Below are 20,900 nucleotides of genomic sequence, written 5' to 3' on the forward strand. Positions count from 1 at the left end.
CACCGAATATGTTCACCTGGAGTGAAATAATCATGGGGATTCGGGGGTGAGATGGCGAAGACAAGTTCCGACTCCAAGACTGCTTCGACAAGGGCAAAGCCACCGGCGAAGGCATCCGTGGACGGGAAGACCATCCGCGCGCCGCTGACGCAGAACCCGCATGCCATTCGCGACACCCGCGAAAAAGTGCTGGAGGTGGCGATCGGGCGCGAGGTGCGCGCCTTCCGCAAGAAGCTCGGCATCACCGTCGCCGATCTCGCCGTCGCCACCGATATTTCGCTGGGCATGCTGTCGAAGATCGAGAACGGCATCACCTCGCCGTCGCTGACCACACTGCAGGCGCTGTCGAGGGCGCTCGGCGTTCCCGTCACCGCCTTCTTCCGCCGATTCGAGGAAGAGCGCAGCGCCGTCTTCGTCAAGGCCGGCGAAGGGCTAGATGTCGAACGCCGCGGCACCCGCGCCGGCCATCAATACAATCTGCTCGGCCATATCGGCTCCAACACCAGCGGCGTCGTCGTCGAGCCCTATCTGATTACGCTGACCGAGGATTCGGATGTGTTCCCGACCTTCCAGCATGAGGGCATGGAATTCCTCTATATGCTGGAGGGCGAGGTGGTGTACCGGCACGGCAGCAACCTCTATCCGATGAAGCCGGGCGACAGCCTGTTCTTCGACGCCGACGCGCCGCACGGGCCGGAGCAACTGACGAAACTTCCGATGCGGTATCTGTCGATCATTTGCTATCCGCAGAATAGCGCTGGGTAATCGGACCGCCGCAGCCCCCTCACCCGGATTGCCAAGGCCGAATTGCAAGAGCAATTCGGGGCAATCCGACCTCTCCCCGAGGGGAGAGGAGTCTGGCGTCAGCGCTGGCGATCTCTTCTCCGCTCGGGGAGAAGGTGGCCGCGCAGCGGCCGGATGAGGGGGCCTTTAGTCCGGCCCGAACCCCGGTGACGTCGCACTGCCATCATCCAGCTTCGACAGCCATTCCACCAATGTCGGCCGATACCGCGTCAGGCCCTTGTAGGTGGCCAGCTCTTCCGGCAAATCCCGGATCACCCGGTGCAGTCGTCTTGCCCATTTCGGCTGTGTCACCAGTTCGTCCATCTTGATGAGATAGCAGCGGATCGGGAAGACGATGCCGTTCGAGCGCGGCAGCCGCCAGAAGCTTTGCAGTTCGACGCGCAGATGCACCTTGTCGCCGACATTTTCGGGCGTCACCGTCGCGCGGTCCGGGCCCCATTTGTGGTAATTCTCCGGGCTGGTGTCGAGGCGCGGGTTGATGGTCATCGTCCAGTTGAGACGCCGCGCCGGCTTGCCCTGCTGGATGTTGGTGAGGAACTTCAGCGCCCTGACGAAAATCTCCTTCTCATGCGCCAGCGGCACCGGCGCGTGCCATTCGAAGAAATTCATGCCGATGTCGAAATCGAGCGACCAGTCGGCCTGGGTGGTGACCATGCCGGCGTCCATCCACAGATTGCCGTCGCGCTGATCGAGGATGCAGAAATCGCCCTGGCTCTGGCGGGTGATGTACTCCATCGGCCCGTAAGGCAGTGTCGAGGTGTCGCCGAAGGTGAAGGTGTCGTCGATACCGAGCGGCCGGTTGATCCAGCGCCAGCGGTCGCCGTCGCGGGTCAGGGTGAAATGCTCGGGATAGCCAAGCGCCTGTTGCTCCATCAAAAGTTCGAGCAGGTCCCAGCCGGCCAGCGTCATGTGCGGCAGCGACTGGCAGCGCAGCGGATCCTCGGCCAGCACCAAAGCGCGGTCCTGCATCTCGGCGACATAGTGCTCGTCGACGTCTATCAGGTTTTCCATCACGCTGCCCTTGGGGCCAACCACATGCGGCTCGATGTTGACCGCATACATGTAGGCATCTTCGTGGAACGGGAACGGAAACCGCCTGATGTGTTCCGGGCTGTTCTTGAAGGTGAAATCGTCCCGAAACGTTTCCTTGCGAAAGGTGATGCCCAAGCTCGCCTCCTATCTTTCCAGGACCAGCGACTTGCCTTCGAAGCGCGACACGCACGGCATGATCTTGCAGCCGGAACGATGGTCTTCCTCGCTGAGCCAGTGGTCGTTGTGGATGAACTTGCCGTCATACGAGACGACGTTGGTCTCGCACTGGCCGCAGACACCGCCGCGGCAGAGATAGGGCGGATCGACGCCGGCGGCCTCGATCGCTTCGAGCAGGCTCTGCTGCTCGCCGACGCGGATGGTCTTGCCGCTGACGGCAAGTGTGACGTCGAACGGCAGGCCGGGCTGGGGTGCCGCGAAATGCTCGTAATGCACGGTCTCCGCCGGCCAGCCGAGAGCCGTGGCGCGCTCGCGCACCCAGTTGATCATGCCGGCCGGGCCGCAGACATAGAGATGGGTGCCGAGCGGCTGCGAGGACAAGAGACGGTCGAGTTCGATGCGCTCGTCGCGGTCGTCGTGATAGAGCCGGACGCGACGGCCATAGCGCTCCTGCAGCACATCGGCATAGGTGCCGAGCGAGGCGGTGCGGCAGGTGTAGTGCAGCTCGAAATTGCCGCCGGACCCGGCGAGCTGCGCGGTCTGCGCCATGAACGGCGTGATACCGATGCCGCCGGCAAGCATCAGATGCTTCTTTGCCCTGAGGTCGAGCGAGAACAGATTGACGGGGTAGCTGACCACCATCTCCAGGCCGGGCTTGACGCTCCGGTGCATGAACAACGAGCCGCCGCGGCCGACATCGTCGCGGCGCACCGAGATGGTGTATTCGCGGGTGTGGAGCGGCGATCCCATCAGCGAATAGGGATTGAGCCTTGTGCGGTCGCCATCGCGCATCTCGACCACGACATGGGCGCCGCCGGAAAAGGTCGGCAAAAGCTCACCGTCACGGCGGCGGAAATGGAAGCGCGTCACCAGTTCGTTGACCGGGACGACGTCGCTGACGACGACATCGAGCTTGGTGGTGCCGGTGCTCATGGGAAGACCTCCTCGATGGGAGGAATCTCCGAGCGATCCTCGGCATTTATGCAGACGCCCTGGAATGCTGCCAGCCGTCGCGAATAATGATCGCGCACCAGAAGCAGCAGGCCGCAATGCGCGCAGGTGGCCGGCTGCGTCGTCACATTTTCGGTGATGCCTTTGCAATGCACGCACTGCATGCGCCGCGCCAATGAGCCGCGATGCTCGGTCTGCATGGAGGTATGATCGATGCCGGCTTCGAGCGCCACCTGCATGGCCTGGCCGATCAGCCCTTCGGTGCCGGCGAGATAGAGGCGCAGGCCCATATGCGCGTTGGCAAGCGTCTGCTTCAGCCGGGGCAGCAGGCTGGCGAAGGTTGGCGCGACATGAAATTGCGCGGACTTCAGTGCCTCAAGAGCGGCAACATGCTTGCCGTCGGCCCCGGGAATGAAGACGATTTCGGCGCCGTCGAAGAAGCCGGGGGGCGCCGTCCTTGCCATATCGACGATCGCCAGCGCGCCTTCCGCATCCGCCACGAAAAGATGATGCTTGCCGGGCTGCGGGGACAGGGTTCCGTAAATGGGCCGGCTGATGATCGTTTTGGCTGCCATTCTCTACTTCGTACCTCGAAACCCCTCGCTGTCGATTGTGCCTCAGCCTTTCGCCGTGCGCTTGGTCTTTTTGGGATCGTCGAAGGGCAGAGGCTGCGCCGTCGCCCTGATCGAACCGCTCTTGTTGCGGATCTCGAGCTTGGTGTCCTTGACCGCGCAGTCGACGTCGAGGCGGGCGATGCCCATCGATTTCTCGACCAGCGGCGAATACATGGCGCAGGTGACCACGCCCACCTTTTTGCCGTCGCGATAGACCGGCGCGCCCTCATCCGCGGGTTGCTTGCCGTCGAGCAGCACGCCGTAGATCTTGAAGCGCTCCTTGCCCTTGAGGCGGTAATGCTCTTCGGCGCCGCGAAAGCCGGTCTTGCCGGGGCTGACGGTGAAGTCGAGGCCGAGCTCCCACAGCGTGTCGCCGGGGCCTTCGTTCTCGAACGGATATTTCTGCGAGTTGTCATAGGGATAAAACAGCAAATAACTTTCGACGCGCAGCATATCGAGCGTGGTGAAGCGGCACGGAATGATGCCGGCGCTCTTGCCCTCGTCGAGGATCCTGTCCCAGATCGTGCCGGCGTCCTGGCCGCGGCAGAATATCTCGTAGCCGCGCTCGCCGGTATAGCCGGTGCGCGAGATCATGACGGGAAAGCCGAACAGCTGCGTCTGCATATGATGGAAATAGTTGAGGTCGCGAATGCCCGGCACATGCTTTGAGAGATAGTCGACCGCGGTCGGTCCCTGCAGCGACAGGTCGTGCAGATTGTCGTCGAAGCGCAGCGATACGTCGCGGCCGACGGAAGCGCGCTGCAATTCCTCATGGCCGGTGCCGGAGCCGTGCACCACCATCCAGGCGTTCGGCCCGGTGCGGTAGAGGATGCAGTCGTCGGTGAATTTTCCGGCCTCGTTCAGCATGCAGGCATAGGCCGACTTGCCGGGATAGATCTTCTCCACGTCGCGCGTCGTTGCCAGGTCGATGAGGTGTGAGGCGTGCGGCCCGGTGATGTGAACCTTCTTCAGGCCCGACACATCCATCAGCCCGGCCCTGGTGCGGATGGCGGTGTATTCCTCGTCGGCGTCCTTGTCGTAGGTCCAGGCGGTGCCCATGCCGCTCCAGTCTTCGAGCTTCGAGCCTAACGCGCGATGGCGATCCGCCAGGGTCGAAAATCTCCAGGATGCCGTCATCCGCAAATCCTCCGTTCGAAAATTCTATTGTGTTCCCGGCTCCCTGCGCGAGGCGGGAGCATTTGGTCGAATATTGATCGCAAACGTCCTGATGCCGCAATACCCGGAAGCAAATAATTTCATTGTCAGGCAAAATTCGCGGCTGGGGACAAACGGTTAACCCAACGTAAAATCGGCTTGACAATTGCTGGATTCGGCCCGAATTTATGAAAAAAATTTCACTCTGTTGAAAGAGGCAGCGGGCGGCCAATTCGGGGTCGGGCGCTGGAAAAGGGGAAACCGATGTCAGACCTGCAGCAGCGCATCGAAACGCTGTACCGTTCCGACCTGCGCGGGTCCGCGCTCCTGATCATCTGCCTTTGGGCGACGATCCTCTTCGTGCTCGTCATGACATGGCCCTACATCCCGGACACCGGGATCAAGATCGTCGTCGCCATCGCTGCCGCCGCCGTGCTGATCTTCAATACGGCCGCCATCCTGGCGATGGTCAATCACTACAAGGAAGACAAGGACTTCATCTACGGTCTCGACATCAAGAACGCCGACGCGGCCCGCAGCCGCAAGTCCTGAAAACAGAACGTCCTGAGGGGTAGAAGACATGTCGCGCTACACGCCGCCGGAACAAGGCAAGGCCGGGCAGATTTTCGATATCGTGGTCGTCGTGGTCGCCATTTTCGTGGCGCTGTGGCTGCCATTGAAACTCGGCCTGGCGGGTGCGGCGAAATCCATCGACGCGCTCGATGCCAAAACCTGGGAAGCGTTGGGACAGAACCCGACCATGGCCTCGATCTGGGAAAAGCTCGGCTATACGCCGGAGACCGCGCACGACATCATCCAGAACCGCTTCCACTACATCATCGACTGGCCGACGCTGATCATCATGGCGGCGGTGCTGATCGGCTATTTCGTCTTCCTGTTCCGCGCCTCCGACCGCGAATATCGCGACGTCATCAACGAAAAGTTCGACGACAAGTAACGCCAGAGATTTTGGGGAAGCACGCTCATGTGGGTCGCACTCTCTTACGCATCGTGGGGCATCTCGGTCGTGCTTGCGCTGTGGATGCTCTACGACTGGTTCAAGATCGACACGACCTATTCCGAGGAGGTGCTGACTTCCTCGCGCGAAGGCGAGCTTGAAGCCGCTTCCGAAAAACACCGGATCTGAGTGGGGATTGAACAATGACGATCACGCTTGAACCGGCAATACACGGCGACAGAGTTTCACTGCTACGCGTGCTCGGCCCCGCCCATGTCTGGGCGCTTGGCGTCGGCATCGTGCTGGTCGGCGAATTCACCGGCTGGAATTTCTCGGCCGACAAGGGCGGCGCACTGGCGGCGCTGATCGTCTGCTGGGTGGTCGGGCTCTTGTACACTTCGGTCGCCATGATCGACTCCGAGGTGACATCGACGGTTGCCGCCGCCGGCGGCCAATACGCGCAGGCTAAGCACATTGTCGGGCCGCTGATGGCCTTCAACGTCGCGCTGTTCCTGGTCTTTGCCTACACCATGCTGGAGGTTTCGGACGCCATCCTGCTCGGCGACACCATCGTCGCCAAGGCCGGCGTCGAAGGGCTCACCCACAACTCCTTCATTGCCGCCACCATCGTCGTGCTGGCATGGCTGAACTATCGCGGCGTGCTGATGACGCTCAACGTCAACTTCGTCATCACGGCGATAGCCTATGTCTCGATCGTTATCCTGTTCTTCTCGGTCAGCCCCTGGACGCAGGGTGCTGTGCTGAAGCTCAACGAACTGGTCACCCCCGGCAATGCGCTGCCCTATGGCTGGATCGGCGTCATCGCGGCCTTCCAGTTCGGCATCTGGTACTATCTCGGCATCGAAGGCACCACGCAGGCCGCCGAGGAAGTGCGCTCGCCGGCGCGTTCGCTGCCTTACGGCACCATGGCCGGCATGATCACGCTTTTGATCGCCGCCGCCATGACCTGGTATGTCTGCGCCTCGCTGATGCCCTGGGAGTACCTCGGTATCACCTATTATCCCTTGTGGGACGCCGGCAAGCTGACCGGCAGCCCGCTGCTGGAAAACCTGTTGTTCGTCGCCACGCTGCTCGCGGCACTGGCGTCGGCCAATGGCTGTATCAACGATGCGGCCCGCGCGTGGTTCTCGCTTGGACGCGACCGCTATCTGCCGACATGGTTCTCGGCCGTGCACCCGAAATACCGCACGCCCTATCGCTCGATCCTGTTCCTGTTGCCGATCGCGCTCGCCTTCGCCTTCATCGCCGACCTCAACCAGGCGATCACCTTCTCAATCCTGTCGGGCGTGCTGCAATACACCTTCATGAGCATAAACATCATGATGTTCCGCAAAAAGTGGCCGCTGGGCACGATCCGCCGCGGCTATACGCACCCGTTCCACCCGATCCCGGCGATCGTGCTGTTTTGCCTCTGCGTGGTGACCTTCTTTGCGATCTTCCTCGGCTACGGCACGCAGCTGATCGCCATGGTCGCCTTCTACTTCCTGATCTCGCTGTGGTTCCACTTCTACCGTTACCGCTATGTGCGCCGCGGCGACCAGTTCACCATGCCGTGGCCGAAGCCGCAGGGCTATTGACAGGAGAGGGCCTGCCGGTCTGGGCGGGCATGGCGTGACGAGGTGTCTGACGTGACGACAGCATTGCTGGCCGGGGCGGTCGCCGTGGCTCTCGTCCTGCACCTCGCCTGGCATACGCGCGCCAGCCGCAAAAAGGCCAAGGCTGATCTTGCAGCCGAGGCAGCCAGCATCCGGACCGTCATCACAGATGCCGTTGATGTCTCCGATGGCACAGCCGGCGTTGTCACCTGGGTCGGCACATGGAACGGACAGCGCGTGCAGCTGCGCACCATCGTCGACACGCTGGCTACGCGAAAGCTGCCGGCGCGATGGTTGAGTGTCACGATCACAGAGCCGGTTGCGGTGCCGGCGACCTTCGACATGATGATGCGGCCGGGCTCGCCGACGACCTTCTCCAATTTCGATCATCTTCAGCATACGCTGCCGAAGGCTCCGGGATTTCCGGCTGAAGCCGTGCTGCGAACCGACCTCAGGGCGGCGCGCTTTCCGCAGAACCTGATCGCCAGCCATCTCGACATCTTTGCCGAAGGCCGCGCCAAGGAACTCTTGATCACCCCGAACGGCGTGCGCATCGTCTGGCTGCTGGCCGAGGCCGAGCGGGCGCGCTACGGCGTGTTCCGGCAGGCCGCATTCGGCGGCGCAAGGCTGGATCCAACGCTGGTCGAGAGACTGCTGACCTCGGCCTCAGTGCTGCGCGATGCCATCAACCGACAGGAAAGGCAGGTCGCATGAGCGCACCCGCACCGACAAACCCGTATCTGGTGCTCGGCGCTGCCATCGTCTTACCGGCCAGCGGCCACGTCATTCTGGGCGTGCCCGTGCGCGGCCTGCAGTTCCTGTTCTTCATGGTGATCCTCGCCTGGGTGACGGCCAAGATCGCGCCGGCCGATGCCAGCTTCGTCGGCCGCCACGCCGGCGGCTTCCTGATCTATGCGCTGTCGATCCTCGATGCCTACAGAATAGCCCGCATCCGCACCGCCACATGGATTCACAGCGCCCGCGACGGCGGCGATAGTTCACAAGGCCGCATCGAGCCGGATACGTAACTACAGGAATATTTTTTTCATACGATTGAATTCGCACGACGCATTCGATACATCATCGTCTAGTGGTAACGTCGGGAGGCTGACATGTGTGGAATCGTCGGACTTTTTCTGAAAGACAAGTCGCTTGAGCCGCAGCTCGGCTCGATGCTGTCGCAGATGCTGATATCGCTCAGCGATCGCGGCCCCGACAGCGCCGGCATTGCCATCTATGGCGCGCCTTCCAGGAATGAAGCCAAGATCACCATCCAGTCCGCGAAGCCCGAGCGCGATTTCCGCGGCCTCGACGCCGAACTCGCGAAGGCCATCGGCGCGCCGGTGAGCATAGCGGTGAAGTCCACCCATGCAGTGTTGAGAACCGCGCCCGACAAGGTCGATGCCGCGCGCGAAGCGCTGCAGTCAATCCGCCCCGACGTGCGCATCATGGGCGCCGGCGAAGCGGTGGAAATCTACAAGGAAGTCGGTCTGCCGGAAGCGGTCGTCGACCGTTTCGACGTCCGCTCGATGACCGGCACGCATGGCATCGGCCATACCCGCATGGCGACGGAATCGGCCGTCACCACGATGGGCGCGCATCCGTTCTCGACCGGCGCCGACCAGTGCCTGGTGCACAATGGCTCGCTGTCCAACCACAATAATGTGCGGCGTGAGCTGGTGCGGGAGGGCATGAAATTCGAGACCGAGAACGACACCGAGGTCGCCGCCGCCTATCTCTCGTCGCAGATGGCGCATGGCAAGAACCTCGGCGAGGCGCTGGAAGGCACGCTGTCCGATCTCGACGGCTTCTTCACCTTCGTCGTCGGCACCAAGAACGGTTTCGGCGTGGTGCGCGATCCGATCGCCTGCAAGCCCGCCGTCATGGCCGAGACCGACCAGTATGTCGCCTTCGGCTCGGAATATCGGGCGCTGACCAAGCTGCCCGGCATAGACAATGCGAGGGTCTGGGAGCCGGAACCCGCAACCGTCTATTTCTGGGAGCATTGAGCTCATGCCGGCAACCAAACTTTCGAAGGCGGCGCAAGACCAGGCGTCCCGGGTCTTCGATCTTGATGTGTCGTCGCTGCGCGAGCTCAACCAGGCGCTTCACAATCTGACGCCCGGCTCCAACGAAACGGCGTGGGAAGTGCTGCACCCGAAGGGCAGCCATTCGGTTGCCGTCGGCGTCGATCAGCCTGTCAGCATCGATGTGCGCGGCAGCGTCGGCTACTACTGCGCCGGGATGAATGACGGCGCTGCCATCACCGTGCACGGCTCGGCCGGACCTGGCGTCGGCGAAAACATGATGTCGGGCTCGATCGTCATCAAGGGCGACGCCAGCCAGTATGCCGGCGCCACCGGCAAGGGCGGGCTGCTCGTCATCGAGGGCAACGCCTCGTCGCGCTGCGGCATCTCGATGAAGGGCATCGACATCGTCGTGCACGGCAATATCGGCCACATGTCGGCCTTCATGGCGCAGTCCGGCAATCTGGTGGTGCTGGGCGATGCCGGCGGCGCACTTGGCGATTCCATCTACGAAGCGCGGCTGTTCGTGCGCGGCAAGGTCGAAAGCCTGGGCGCCGACTGCATCGCCAAGGAGATGCGGCCCGAGCATATCGAACTGCTGCAGGGACTGCTCGACCGCGCCGGCGTCACCGGCGTCAAGCCGTCGGAATTCAAGCGCTACGGCTCGGCGCGCACGCTCTACAATTTCAATATCGACAACGCCGACGCGTATTGAGGCAGCATGACCTACAAGAACCCGCCGACGACGCCGCGCAAATCCGCGACCTTCGACGACTACACGCTTTCCGAAATCCGCCGCGCCGCGGCGACCGGCATCTATGACATCAGGGGCGCCGGGGCCAAGCGCAAGCTGCCGCATTTCGACGATCTGCTGTTCCTCGGCGCCTCGATCTCGCGCTATCCGCTGGAAGGCTATCGCGAGCGGTGCGACACGTCGGTGGTGCTGGGCTCGCGCTATGCCAAGAAGCCGATCGAGCTGAAAATCCCGATCACCGTTGCCGGCATGAGCTTCGGGTCGCTGTCCGGCCCGGCCAAGGAAGCGCTCGGCCGTGGCGCCACACTCTCAGGCACGTCGACCACCACCGGCGACGGCGGCATGACGGAGGAAGAGCGCGGCCATTCCAAGCAACTGGTCTACCAGTACCTGCCGTCGCGCTACGGCATGAACCCCAGGGATTTGCGCCGCGCCGACGCCATCGAAGTGGTCGTTGGCCAGGGCGCCAAGCCGGGCGGTGGCGGCATGCTGCTTGGCCAGAAAATCTCCGACCGCGTTGCCGAAATGCGCACGCTGCCGAAAGGCATCGACCAGCGTTCGGCCTCGCGCCATCCCGACTGGACCGGGCCGGACGATCTCGAGATCAAGATCCTCGAACTGCGCGAGATCACCGACTGGGAAAAGCCGATCTACGTCAAGGTCGGTGGCGCCCGCCCCTATTATGACACTGCACTTGCGGTGAAGGCCGGCGCCGATGTCGTCGTCGTCGACGGCATGCAGGGCGGCACGGCGGCGACGCAGGAAGTATTCATCGAAAATGTCGGCCAGCCGACGCTTGCCTGCATCAGGCCGGCAGTGCAGGCGCTGCAGGATCTCGGCATGCACCGCAAGGTGCAGCTGATCGTCTCCGGAGGCATCCGCAACGGCGCCGACGTCGCCAAGGCGCTGGCGCTCGGCGTCGACGCGGTGTCGATCGGCACGGCAGCGCTGGTCGCACTCGGCGACAATGATCCGCGCTGGGAAGCGGAGTACAATGCGCTCGGCACCACCGCCGGGGCCTATGACGACTGGCACGAGGGTCGCGACCCCGCGGGCATCACCACGCAGGACCCCGAACTGATGAAGCGGGTTGATCCGGTCGCCGCCGGACGGCGGCTGGCGAACTACCTCAAGGTGATGACGCTGGAGGCGCAGACCATTGCGCGTGCCTGCGGCAAGAACAGCCTGCACAATCTCGAGCCCGAGGATCTCGTAGCCCTCACCATCGAAGCCGCCGCCATGGCCGGCGTGCCGCTGGCCGGCACCAACTGGATACCGGGGAAAAACGGCTTCTAAAAAACACATCAAAATAAGCGAGGAACTATAATGGGGAACGATCTCGCCGCATTCGCCAAAGAGAACGGCGTCAAATATTTCATGATTTCCTACACCGACCTATTCGGCGGCCAGCGCGCCAAGCTGGTGCCGGCGCAGGCGATCGCCGACATGCAGAAGGACGGCGCCGGCTTCGCCGGTTTCGCCACCTGGCTCGACCTCACGCCGGCGCATCCTGATATGCTGGCGGTGCCGGATCCGGATTCGGTGATCCAGCTGCCGTGGAAGCCCGAGGTCGCCTGGGTCGCCGCCAACTGCATCATGGACGACAAGGAGGTCGAGCAGGCGCCGCGCAACACGCTGCGCCGGCTGATTGCGGAAGCCGCCACTGACGGCATGCATGTCAAGACCGGCGTCGAGGCTGAGTTCTTCCTGATCTCGCCGGACGGCAGCGTCATCTCCGACAAATACGACACGGCTTCAAAACCCTGCTACGACCAGCAAGCGGTGATGCGCCGCTACGATGTCATCGCCGAGATCTGCGATCATATGCTGGCGCTGGGCTGGAGCCCCTACCAGAACGACCATGAGGACGCCAACGGCCAGTTCGAGATGAACTGGGCCTTCGACGATGTGCTGGCGACCGCCGACAAGCACTCGTTCTTCAAGTTCATGGTCAAGTCGGTGGCGGAAAAGCACGGCCTGCGCGCGACCTTCATGCCTAAGCCCTTCCAGGGCCTGACCGGCAATGGCTGCCACGCCCATATTTCGGTGTGGGACAAGGCCGGCAAGGTCAACGTCTTTGCCGACAATGCGATGGAGCTCGGCCTGTCGGCCAAGGGCAAGAATTTCCTTGGCGGCATCATGAAACATGCCTCGGCGCTGGCCGCCATCACCAACCCGACGGTGAACTCCTACAAACGCATCAACGCGCCGCGCACCATTTCGGGCGCCACCTGGGCTCCGAACACGGTGACCTGGACCGGAAACAACCGCACCCACATGGTGCGCGTGCCCGGCCCCGGCCGCTTCGAGCTGCGGTTGCCGGACGGCGCCGCAAACCCTTATCTGCTGCAGGCCGTCATCATTGCCGCCGGTCTCGACGGCATCCGCTCCAAGGCCGATCCCGGCAAGCGCTACGACATCGACATGTACCAGAACGGCCACACGGTGAAAGGCGCGCCGAAGCTGCCGCTCAATCTGCTCGACGCGCTTCGCGAATACGACAAGGACAAATCGCTCAAGGCGGCGCTGGGTGAGGAATTCTCGTCGGCTTATCTAAAGCTGAAGCACCAGGAATGGAATTCCTATGCTTCGCACTTCACGCAATGGGAGCGCGACCACACGTTGGACATATAATCGTCCCAGCTGTGCGAGCGACCTCGGAATGACCTGATGAAATATTCGATCTTCTCGCTCGCCCGTGCTGCCCTTTCCGGCCACAAGAACTGGCAGCGCACCTGGCGCGATGCGGCGCCCAAGGACCACTACGATGTTGTGATCATCGGCGGCGGCGGCCATGGGCTCGCCACCGCCTGGTTCCTCGCCAGCGAGTTCGGCATCAGAAACGTCGCCGTGCTGGAAAAGGGCTGGATCGGCTCCGGCAATGCCGGCCGCAACACCACCATCATCCGTTCCAATTACGGCCTGCCCGGCAATACCGGCTTCTACGAGCTTTCGATGAAGCTTTGGGAGCGGATGGAGCAGGACCTCAACTATAACGCCATGGTCAGCCAGCGCGGCGTCCTCAACCTCTATCATTCCGATGCGCAGCGCGACGCTTATGCGCGGCGCGGCAACACCATGCGCATCAATGGCATCGATGCCGAACTGCTCGACCAGGCGGCGCTGAAGAAGATGCTGCCGTTCCTGAATTTCGACCATGCGCGCTTTCCCGTGCAGGGCGGCCTCCTGCAGCGCCGCGGCGGCACCGCGCGGCATGACGCGGTGGTCTGGGGCTATGCCCATGCGGCGAGCGAACTCGGCGTCGACATCATCCAGAACTGCGAGGTCACCGGCTTTGTCCGGGACGGCAACGGCAAGGTGACTGGCGTCGAGACGTCGCGCGGCAAGATCGGCGCCGGCAAGGTCGGCATGGCAGTCGCCGGGTCATCGTCGCGTGTCGCAGCGATGGCGGGCATGCGCCTGCCGATCGAAAGCCATGTGCTGCAGGCTTTCGTCTCGGAGGCGATCAAGCCGCTCATTCCTGGCGTCATGACCTTCGGCGCCGGGCATTTCTATGTCAGCCAGTCCGACAAGGGCGGGCTGGTCTTCGGCGGCGACATCGACGGCTATAATTCCTACGCCCAGCGCGGCAATCTGCCTGTCATGGAAGATGTCTGCGAAGGCGGCATGGCGCTGATCCCGATGATCGGCCGCGTGCGGCTTCTGCGCCAGTGGGGCGGCATCATGGACATGTCGATGGATGGCTCGCCGATCATCGACAAGACGCCGGTCGAGGGGCTCTACCTCAACGCCGGCTGGTGTTATGGCGGCTTCAAGGCGACGCCCGGTTCCGGCTTCGTCTTTGCCCATCTTCTGGCGCGTGACGAAACGCACAAGGAGGCGGCGCTGTTTCGGCTCGACCGCTTCCGGACTGGCGCCATGATCGACGAAAAGGGCCAGGGCGCCCAACCGAACCTGCACTGAGGCTGGCGAGATGCGTATTGTCTGTCCCTTCTGCGGCGAACGCGAACTCGGCGAGTTCAGCTATCTCGGCGACGCCAAGCCGGCGCGGCCGGCGGCGGGTGCCGGCGAGGATGCTGTCTACGACTACGTCTATCTGCGCGACAACATCGCCGGCGTGATGGCAGAGAACTGGTATCACGGCGGTGGCTGCCGGGCCTGGCTGAAGGTCACCCGCAACACGCTGACGCACGAGATCTCCGCGGTGGAACCGGCGGCGGGGGCTGGTGCGAGCCAGGTGGAGACATGAGCTATTCTGTCGAGACCACAGCCGTCGCGAAAAGCGCCAGCCCCCTACCTCCCCCTTGTGGGGAGGTAGGACCGCAGGTCCGGGTGGGGGTCGGTGCCGCACCCCCACCCCGCTGCTGCGCAGCGACCCTCCCCACAAGGGGGAGGGTAAGGGACGGCGCCATCCTTCGCCGTGACACCATATGGATCAGAGGCTGGACATCGTGACCTCTCATCGTCTCTCATCCGGCGGTCTCATCGACCGTTCCACCCCCCTCACCTTCCGCTTCGACGGCACGACATTTTCCGGCTTCCAGGGCGACACGCTGGCGTCGGCGCTGGTCGCCAATGGCGTCAAGCTGGTCGGCCGCTCGTTCAAATACCATCGTCCGCGCGGCATTCTGACTGCGGGCTCGGAAGAACCCAACGCGCTGGTCGAACTGCGCACCGGCGCACGGCGCGAGGCCAACACCAAGGCCACGACGGCCGAACTCTATGAAGGCCTCGAAGCGGCCAGCCAGAACCGCTGGCCGTCGCTGCGCCACGATGTGATGTCGGTGAACCAGCTGTTCGCACCGATCTTCGTCGCCGGCTTCTACTACAAGACCTTCATGTGGCCGGCAAAATTCTGGGAAATGGTCTACGAGCCGGCGATCCGACGCGCCGCGGGTCTGGGTCGCGCGGCGGTCACCCCCGATCCGGATCACTACGACAAAGCCTGGGCGCATTGCGATGTGGTGATCGCCGGCTCCGGCCCCGCAGGTCTGGCGGCGGCTTTGGCGGCCGGGCGCAGCGGCGCTCGCGTCATCCTGTGCGAAGAAGATTTTGCGCTCGGCGGCCGTCTGTTGTCGGATGGCGGCACGATCGATGGGCTGCCGGCTGCGGAATGGATCCAGCGCACACTGGCCGAACTCAGCTCAATGCCTGACGTTCGCATCATGACGCGCACGACGCTGTTCGGCGTCTATGACGGCGGCACCTATGGCGCGATCGAACGCGTCAACGATCATCTGCCGGTTCCGCCCGAGCATCAGGTGCGACAGCGGCTGTGGCGCATCGTGGCCAAGCGCTGTGTTGTGGCTGCAGGCGCGATCGAGCGTCCCATCGTCTTTGCCGGCAACGATACGCCCGGCGTAATGATGGCGTCGGCGATGCGGACCTATGTCGCGCGCTATGCCGCGACGCCGGCAAAGCGTGTTGCGCTGTTCACCAACAATGAGGATGGCTGGCGCACGGTCGAGACCGCGCTCGCAGCCGGACTGCAGGTCGCGGCGGTGATCGATGCGCGGACTGACGTCTCGCCTGCCCATCGTTCCCTCGCCTCCAGGAACGGCTTCACCGTGCTGCACGGCTCGGTCAGCGGCGTCGACGGCGGCAAGGACGGCGTAAGAAAAATAGCGGTGTCGCTGACCGGCGGCGCGCGCGCCGAGGTCGAGGCCGACGGGCTTGCCGTTTCCGGCGGCTGGAATCCGGCGGTCGGGCTCACCTCTTACCATCGCGGCCGGCCGAAATGGCGAGACGACATCGCCGCCTTCGTGCCGGACGGCGCGCCGCCCGGTATGGTCGCCGCAGGTGCGGCTAACGGCGACTTCGGGCTAGGCGCCTGCCTGCGCGCAGGTTTCGAGGCCGGCGCCGCAGCGGCGCGGGACGCGGGACGCAATGGCAATCCGGGCTCTGCAGCTGTTGCCGGCGACGAGTCCTTCTCACTGACCCCGCTCTGGCACGTCGCCGGCAAAGGCAAGGCCTTTGTAGACCAGCAGCATGACGTCACCGCGTCCGACATCGAGCTGGCGCAGCGCGAGGGTTTTGAATCGGTCGAGCATCTGAAGCGCTACACCACGCTCGGCATGGCGACCGACCAGGGCAAGACGTCCAATGTCGCCGGCCTCGCCATCATGGCGGCGGTGTCGGGCAAATCCATTCCCGAGACCGGCACGACCATCTATCGCCCGCCGTACGTGCCGGTCGCCATCGGCGCCTTTGCCGGCCACCATCGCGACGAAAATTTCCATGCGACGCGGCTGACGCCGTCGCATCACTGGGCGGCCGAACAAGGCGCGATCTTTGTCGACACCGGCCTGTGGAAGCGCGCGCAATGGTATCCGCGCGCGGGCGAGAAGGACTGGCTGGAATCGGTCACCCGCGAGGTCAAGGCGGTGCGCTCGGGCGTCGGCTTCTGCGATGTCTCGACGCTGGGAAAGATCGATGTGCACGGCCCCGATGCCGGCGCCTTCCTCGACCGCGTCTACATCAACACCTTCTCAAACCTTGCCGTGGGAAAAGCCCGCTACGGGCTGATGCTGCGCGAGGACGGCCTCGTCTATGATGACGGCACGACCTCGCGGCTGGCCGAGGACCATTATTTCCTCACCACGACCACGGCGAAGGCCGGGCTGGTGATGCAGCATCTCGAATTCTGCCGGCAGGTGCTATTCCCCGAACTCGACGTGCAACTGACCTCGGTCTCCGACCAGTGGGCGCAGTTCTCGATTGCCGGGCCAAGGACGCGAGACCTGTTGAAGGAAATCGTCGACCCTGCCGAGGACCTTTCGAACGAAGGTTTTCCCTTCATGGGCGTGCGCGAAGTCGCTTTGCGCGGCGGCATCAAGGCGCGGCTGTTCCGCATCTCCTTCTCCGGCGAGATGGCGTTCGAGATTTCGGTGCCGGCGCGTTACGGTGAAGCGATGGCACGCAATTTGATGCTGGCGGGAAAACCGTTCGGCGTGACGCCGTATGGCACAGAAGCCCTCGGCGTCATGCGCGTTGAAAAGGGCCATGTCGCCGGACCGGAACTGAGCGGCATGACGACCGCCGCCGATCTCGGCCTCGGCAAGATGATGTCGACCAAGAAGGATTTCATCGGTCGCGTCATGGCCGGCCGCGAGGCGCTGGTGGCGCCGGACCGGCAGGTCGTGGTCGGCATCAAGCCGATCGACAAGGCGCGCCGCCTGCGCTCCGGCGCGCACATCATCCCGAAGGGCCAGACGCCCGGGCCTGATAACGACCAAGGCTACGTCACCTCGGTCTGCTTCTCGCCGACGCTCGACCAGTGGATCGGTCTCGGCCTTGTCGAGCGCGGCCGCGAACGCATCGGCGAGATCGTCCACGCGTATGATCCGCTGCGCGGTGAAGACTATGATGTCGAGCTCTGCAATCCCGTCTTCTACGATCCCGATGGAGGGCGCCAGCGTGGCTGATTTTTCCTGGGATGTTCGTAGCCCGCTCGAGCGGGCACTCGCTCCTGGCGCTTACGGCGTGCAAGGCGATGCCGGTGTGTCGCTGACCGAGATCCGTAATTTCGACCTCGTCCAGGTGATGGCACGGCGCGGCAAGGCGGGTGATTTGGCCGAGGCGGCGAACGCTCGTTTCGGCGTCGCGGCTCCGGAAACGCCGAAGGCGGTTGGCACCGCGGATGCGACGCTGATCTGGTCGGGACCGGATCAGTTTTTTGTCCTGTCGAAGGGTGGCAGGACTGAGGTGCTCGCTCAGACCTTTGCATCTTCCGCCTCACTATCCGACCAATCGCATGCCCGCGTGCTGATCAGCGTCTGCGGCCCCAAGGCGCGCGCCATGCTGGCGAAACTGTCGTCGATTGATTTGCATCCCGATGCGTTTCCGGTTGGCGCTGCTGCCGCGACTTCGATGGATCACACCAGCGTCACGCTCTGGCGTGGTGGTGACAAGGCGGATGGGCAGGCGGTGTTCAACCTCCTGGTGTTTGCGACGTTTGCCGAAAGTCTGTGGCACACGATGTTGGATTCGGCTGCGGAGTATGGTGTGGCTGTCGAGCATTCCGAGGAGCTTTAGCTCGATAGTTTCAGATGTTGGCGCCGCCCTCATTGCCCTGCCGGGCATTTCTCCCCGTATAGTGACGGGGAGAAAGAAGCTGGCCGCAGCCTCGGCGCTCATCCTGCAACGTTGGCGATTGGCGAAGCCGGCGACGACCGCTTCGCCCGTTTACGGGGAGAAGATGGCGGCAGCCAGATGAGGGGCGGCGCTGGCGTTCGGAAGATGGGTTTGATTGGAAGGGTCTAACCTGCAGCGACCGCGTCGAGAACGCCACCTCCACCTTGCCAAACCCAACCGCGCTGCTATTCTTGCTGCTAAAATAATTTTACACACAGGCAAACTTGTTTCTGTAACCGCAAGGCTGAGATGAGCCAGTCGCCCTACCCTTCAGTGACAGCCGGGCCGCCGCGGCCGAGCCTCATCCTGAGGCCCGGCCAGATCGCGCTGCCGCCGGGCATGGAGCGCCATACTATCCTGGGGAATGGCGCGGTGCTGATCGAGGTCGAGGCCGGCGATACGTTCACCGTGCGCAATGTCGAGGGCGGGCAGGCTTGCGAGTTGCTGGCCTGGGACAGGACCGGCGCCACCGATCCTTCCATCCTCGGCGAAAAGTCCAACAGCAATGCCGCCGGGATCAAGGCGCTTCTGGCCGAGGGCGATGACAGCCTGGCTTCCGTCCGTCGTGGCCTTGAGCGCCGCCAGGTGCAGCTCGACGAGCCCAAGGCGGTGCGTGTGTTCGGCGGCGCAACGCCTGCCGGCACCGAGCAGGCATTCACGGTCAGGCGCGACGGCGCGATGCTGATTGCCGCACCCGGCGGGCCGATGCTCGTCGACAGCCATGATACGGCAACGCCGCTCACCGTCATGGTGCGCCGCGCCACCGTGCGCCTGAAGACAAAGTCGCAGCTGGCCGATCCGCTTGCCGATCCGGTGCTCGATCTGCGCGTCCATTCGGCGACAGCCGAATCCTATTTCGTCAAGGCGGGCGACTACCTGCAGATCATCGATGTCGACGGCCGCCAGTGCACCGATTTCCAGTGCTTCTCGGCGCGCAAGCTGGACAAGGGGCTGGACCATCCGCTCGACGTAACGACCACGCGCACGCTGATGGGGTCGAGCTACCCGATGCCCGGCCTTCACTCGAAATATTACGACCAGGACATGGAGCCCCTGGTCGAGGTTATCCAGGACACATGCGGCCGGCATGACGCGTTCGCGCTGGCGTGTGCGGCCAAATATTACGACGACATCGGCTATCCCGGCCACACCAACTGCTCGGAGAATTTCAACCGCGAGCTGGCCGACAAGGGTGTGACCCCACGTGCCGGCTGGATGGCGATCAACTTCTTCTTCAACACGGAGATCGACGCCCATGGCGTGATGGTGTCGGATGAGCCGTGGTCGCGCGCCGGCGACTATGTCCTGCTCAGGGCGCTCACCGACATTGTCTGCGTCTCCTCCGCCTGTCCCGACGACACGACACCGGCCAATGGCTGGAACCCGACCGACATCCATGTGCGAACCTATTCCGGCCAACACAAATTCTCGCGAGCGATCGCCAGACGCATGACGCCCGATTCGGAACCGAAAATGACCCGCGAGACCGCCTTCCATTCAAGCTTCGCCAAGCACACCCGCAACTTCGTGGAATACCGGGGTTATTGGCTGGCCAATTCTTTCGCCAAAGAGGGGCCGATCGCCGAGTACTGGGCCTGCCGGCAGGACGCGGTGATCATGGACCTGTCGCCGCTGCGCAAGTTCGAGGTCACCGGTCCCGATTCCGAAGCGCTGCTGCAATACACGCTGACCCGCGACGTCAAGAAGCTCGGCGTCGGCCAGGTCGTCTATTCCGCCATGTGCTACGAGCATGGCGGCATGATCGACGACGGCACGCTGCTGCGGCTCGGCAAGGACAATTTCCGCTGGGTCGGCGGCGATGACCTGTCCGGCGAATGGCTGCGCGAGACGGCAAAGAAGCTTGGCCTCAACGTGCTGGTGCGCTCGTCCACCGACCAGATGCACAATGTCGCTGTCCAAGGGCCGAAGAGCCGTGACATTTTGCGAGAGGTGGTCTGGACCTCGCCGCTGCAACCGTCGATCGACGAACTCGAATGGTTCCGCTTCGCTGTCGCGCGCATCGGCGGCGGCAATGGCATTCCGGTCGTGGTGTCGCGCACCGGTTATACCGGCGAGCTCGGCTACGAAATCTGGTGCCACCCACGCGACGCCGAAAAAGTGTTCGATGCCATCTGGGAGGCCGGCCAGCCGCACGGGCTGAAGCCGATGGGCCTGCAGGCACTCGACATGGTGCGCATCGAAGCCGGGCTGATCTTCGCCGGTTACGAATTCTCCGACCAGACCGACCCGTTCGAGGCGGGCATTGGTTTCACCGTGCCGTTGAAGACCAAGACCGACGATTTCATAGGCCGCGAGGCGCTGATAAGGCGCAAGGAACATCCGCAGCACAAGCTCGTCGGCCTCGACATCGACAGCAATGTCGCGGTCGGCCATGGCGACTGTGTCCATATCGGCCGCGCCCAGATCGGTGTCGTCACCTCGGGCATGCGCTCGCCGGTGCTGAACAAGAACATCGCTCTGGCGAGGCTTGACGTCACCCATGCGGCCACCGGCACAGAGGTCGAGATCGGCAAACTCGACGGGCAGGCCAAGCGGCTGCCGGCGCGCGTCGTGGCCTTCGCCCACTACGATCCGCAAAAGACCAGGCCGCGATCCTGAGGGTTGCACCCCCGGCCCTTCGCAGGCTCAGGGCGTTCGAAGCTCGAAAGCAATTGGCTTTCCGTCCGCTACCGCGGACCGCTTCTCACCCCACAAGGG

General features: G+C 63.4%; 20 protein-coding genes. 16 read left to right on the plus strand and 4 right to left on the minus strand.

What is annotated here, in order from left to right; all coding sequences use genetic code 11:
• Positions 1–51 precede the first annotated feature (51 nt).
• Positions 52–765 (plus strand): helix-turn-helix domain-containing protein, encoded by a 714-nt coding sequence (locus tag NKH54_RS10155; protein WP_023692149.1) that lies wholly within the window; start codon positions 52–54, stop codon positions 763–765.
• A gap of 165 nt (positions 766–930) precedes the next feature.
• Here NKH54_RS10155 and NKH54_RS10160 read toward each other — a convergent pair whose 3' ends face one another.
• From NKH54_RS10160 to NKH54_RS10175, 4 genes are read right to left on the minus strand one after another with little or no spacing between them, the layout of a single operon-like run.
• Positions 931–1,971 carry a heme-dependent oxidative N-demethylase family protein gene (locus NKH54_RS10160; RefSeq protein ID WP_353028138.1) on the minus strand — a complete coding sequence of 347 codons (1,041 nt, stop codon included), beginning with the start codon at positions 1,969–1,971 and terminating at the stop codon, positions 931–933.
• A gap of 9 nt (positions 1,972–1,980) precedes the next feature.
• Complete coding sequence (locus NKH54_RS10165) at positions 1,981–2,946, minus strand: PDR/VanB family oxidoreductase (RefSeq protein WP_353028139.1); 966 nt, start codon at positions 2,944–2,946, stop codon at positions 1,981–1,983.
• A complete protein-coding gene (locus tag NKH54_RS10170) occupies positions 2,943–3,539 on the minus strand; it encodes a dimethylamine monooxygenase subunit DmmA family protein (protein WP_023668542.1) in 597 nt (198 codons plus the stop codon). Before NKH54_RS10170 ends, NKH54_RS10165 begins: the two co-directional genes overlap by 4 nt.
• A gap of 42 nt (positions 3,540–3,581) precedes the next feature.
• Positions 3,582–4,715, minus strand: a complete 1,134-nt coding sequence (locus NKH54_RS10175; RefSeq protein ID WP_023668543.1) for an aminomethyl transferase family protein — start codon at positions 4,713–4,715, stop codon at positions 3,582–3,584.
• A gap of 282 nt (positions 4,716–4,997) precedes the next feature.
• Here NKH54_RS10175 and NKH54_RS10180 point away from each other — a divergent pair, with 282 nt between their 5' ends.
• The 15 genes from NKH54_RS10180 to NKH54_RS10250 all read left to right on the plus strand — a co-directional run bounded on the left by NKH54_RS10180 (position 4,998) and on the right by NKH54_RS10250 (position 20,801).
• A complete protein-coding gene (locus NKH54_RS10180; RefSeq protein ID WP_023804352.1) occupies positions 4,998–5,285 on the plus strand; it encodes a hypothetical protein in 288 nt (95 codons plus the stop codon).
• A gap of 28 nt (positions 5,286–5,313) precedes the next feature.
• The gene (locus tag NKH54_RS10185; RefSeq protein WP_023668545.1) at positions 5,314–5,691 is read left to right on the plus strand and encodes a hypothetical protein; all 378 of its coding nucleotides are present in this window, start codon (positions 5,314–5,316) and stop codon (positions 5,689–5,691) included.
• Between the two features lie 27 nt (positions 5,692–5,718).
• Positions 5,719–5,880 (plus strand): hypothetical protein, encoded by a 162-nt coding sequence (locus NKH54_RS10190; RefSeq protein WP_023668546.1) that lies wholly within the window; start codon positions 5,719–5,721, stop codon positions 5,878–5,880.
• Between the two features lie 14 nt (positions 5,881–5,894).
• Positions 5,895–7,289, plus strand: coding sequence for an APC family permease (locus tag NKH54_RS10195; RefSeq protein ID WP_023668547.1), 1,395 nt, complete (start codon positions 5,895–5,897; stop codon positions 7,287–7,289).
• 42 nt (positions 7,290–7,331) lie between these two features.
• Positions 7,332–8,021 (plus strand): hypothetical protein, encoded by a 690-nt coding sequence (locus NKH54_RS10200; protein WP_023820987.1) that lies wholly within the window; start codon positions 7,332–7,334, stop codon positions 8,019–8,021.
• The gene (locus NKH54_RS10205; RefSeq protein ID WP_023668549.1) at positions 8,018–8,335 is read left to right on the plus strand and encodes a hypothetical protein; all 318 of its coding nucleotides are present in this window, start codon (positions 8,018–8,020) and stop codon (positions 8,333–8,335) included. The genes NKH54_RS10200 and NKH54_RS10205 overlap by 4 nt, the downstream gene beginning before the upstream one ends.
• A gap of 84 nt (positions 8,336–8,419) precedes the next feature.
• Positions 8,420–9,316: a class II glutamine amidotransferase gene (locus NKH54_RS10210; RefSeq protein WP_023668550.1), complete on the plus strand. Its 897-nt coding sequence runs from the start codon at positions 8,420–8,422 to the stop codon at positions 9,314–9,316.
• A 4-nt stretch (positions 9,317–9,320) separates the two neighbouring features.
• On the plus strand, positions 9,321–10,049 hold the full coding sequence (locus NKH54_RS10215) for a GltB/FmdC/FwdC-like GXGXG domain-containing protein (RefSeq protein ID WP_023820985.1): 729 nt from the start codon (positions 9,321–9,323) through the stop codon (positions 10,047–10,049).
• Positions 10,050–10,055: 6 nt separating this feature from the next.
• Positions 10,056–11,384 (plus strand): FMN-binding glutamate synthase family protein, encoded by a 1,329-nt coding sequence (locus NKH54_RS10220; protein WP_023668552.1) that lies wholly within the window; start codon positions 10,056–10,058, stop codon positions 11,382–11,384.
• 30 nt (positions 11,385–11,414) lie between these two features.
• Positions 11,415–12,722 carry a type III glutamate--ammonia ligase gene (gene glnT / locus NKH54_RS10225; protein WP_023726360.1) on the plus strand — a complete coding sequence of 436 codons (1,308 nt, stop codon included), beginning with the start codon at positions 11,415–11,417 and terminating at the stop codon, positions 12,720–12,722.
• Positions 12,723–12,758: 36 nt separating this feature from the next.
• Positions 12,759–14,012 (plus strand): sarcosine oxidase subunit beta family protein, encoded by a 1,254-nt coding sequence (locus NKH54_RS10230; protein WP_023820984.1) that lies wholly within the window; start codon positions 12,759–12,761, stop codon positions 14,010–14,012.
• A gap of 10 nt (positions 14,013–14,022) precedes the next feature.
• Positions 14,023–14,298 carry a sarcosine oxidase subunit delta gene (locus NKH54_RS10235; RefSeq protein WP_023820983.1) on the plus strand — a complete coding sequence of 92 codons (276 nt, stop codon included), beginning with the start codon at positions 14,023–14,025 and terminating at the stop codon, positions 14,296–14,298.
• A gap of 181 nt (positions 14,299–14,479) precedes the next feature.
• On the plus strand, positions 14,480–17,473 hold the full coding sequence (locus NKH54_RS10240; protein WP_353028140.1) for a sarcosine oxidase subunit alpha: 2,994 nt from the start codon (positions 14,480–14,482) through the stop codon (positions 17,471–17,473).
• Positions 17,466–18,083: a sarcosine oxidase subunit gamma gene (locus tag NKH54_RS10245; protein ID WP_031201653.1), complete on the plus strand. Its 618-nt coding sequence runs from the start codon at positions 17,466–17,468 to the stop codon at positions 18,081–18,083. The genes NKH54_RS10240 and NKH54_RS10245 overlap by 8 nt, the downstream gene beginning before the upstream one ends.
• A gap of 348 nt (positions 18,084–18,431) precedes the next feature.
• Positions 18,432–20,801 carry a trimethylamine N-oxide demethylase gene (locus NKH54_RS10250; protein ID WP_353028141.1) on the plus strand — a complete coding sequence of 790 codons (2,370 nt, stop codon included), beginning with the start codon at positions 18,432–18,434 and terminating at the stop codon, positions 20,799–20,801.
• Positions 20,802–20,900 lie beyond the last annotated feature (99 nt).

It is taken from the genome of Mesorhizobium sp. M1004, from assembly GCF_040318795.1.
Taxonomy (GTDB): Bacteria; Pseudomonadota; Alphaproteobacteria; order Rhizobiales; family Rhizobiaceae; genus Mesorhizobium.

Bases quoted from the DNA above. Each gene is read 5' to 3' on its own strand.
- NKH54_RS10205 (WP_023668549.1), top strand. From the start codon at position 8,018: ATGAGCGCACCCGCACCGACAAACCCGTATCTGGTGCTCGGCGCTGCC.
- NKH54_RS10190 (WP_023668546.1), top strand. From the start codon at position 5,719: ATGTGGGTCGCACTCTCTTACGCATCGTGGGGCATCTCGGTCGTGCTT.
- NKH54_RS10215 (WP_023820985.1), top strand. From the start codon at position 9,321: ATGCCGGCAACCAAACTTTCGAAGGCGGCGCAAGACCAGGCGTCCCGG.
- NKH54_RS10195 (WP_023668547.1), top strand. From the start codon at position 5,895: ATGACGATCACGCTTGAACCGGCAATACACGGCGACAGAGTTTCACTG.
- NKH54_RS10165 (WP_353028139.1), bottom strand. From the start codon at position 2,946: ATGAGCACCGGCACCACCAAGCTCGATGTCGTCGTCAGCGACGTCGTC.
- NKH54_RS10220 (WP_023668552.1), top strand. From the start codon at position 10,056: ATGACCTACAAGAACCCGCCGACGACGCCGCGCAAATCCGCGACCTTC.
- NKH54_RS10230 (WP_023820984.1), top strand. From the start codon at position 12,759: ATGAAATATTCGATCTTCTCGCTCGCCCGTGCTGCCCTTTCCGGCCAC.
- NKH54_RS10180 (WP_023804352.1), top strand. From the start codon at position 4,998: ATGTCAGACCTGCAGCAGCGCATCGAAACGCTGTACCGTTCCGACCTG.
- NKH54_RS10175 (WP_023668543.1), bottom strand. From the start codon at position 4,715: ATGACGGCATCCTGGAGATTTTCGACCCTGGCGGATCGCCATCGCGCG.
- NKH54_RS10170 (WP_023668542.1), bottom strand. From the start codon at position 3,539: ATGGCAGCCAAAACGATCATCAGCCGGCCCATTTACGGAACCCTGTCC.
- NKH54_RS10250 (WP_353028141.1), top strand. From the start codon at position 18,432: ATGAGCCAGTCGCCCTACCCTTCAGTGACAGCCGGGCCGCCGCGGCCG.
- NKH54_RS10185 (WP_023668545.1), top strand. From the start codon at position 5,314: ATGTCGCGCTACACGCCGCCGGAACAAGGCAAGGCCGGGCAGATTTTC.
- NKH54_RS10240 (WP_353028140.1), top strand. From the start codon at position 14,480: ATGGATCAGAGGCTGGACATCGTGACCTCTCATCGTCTCTCATCCGGC.
- NKH54_RS10155 (WP_023692149.1), top strand. From the start codon at position 52: ATGGCGAAGACAAGTTCCGACTCCAAGACTGCTTCGACAAGGGCAAAG.
- NKH54_RS10210 (WP_023668550.1), top strand. From the start codon at position 8,420: ATGTGTGGAATCGTCGGACTTTTTCTGAAAGACAAGTCGCTTGAGCCG.
- NKH54_RS10235 (WP_023820983.1), top strand. From the start codon at position 14,023: ATGCGTATTGTCTGTCCCTTCTGCGGCGAACGCGAACTCGGCGAGTTC.
- glnT (WP_023726360.1), top strand. From the start codon at position 11,415: ATGGGGAACGATCTCGCCGCATTCGCCAAAGAGAACGGCGTCAAATAT.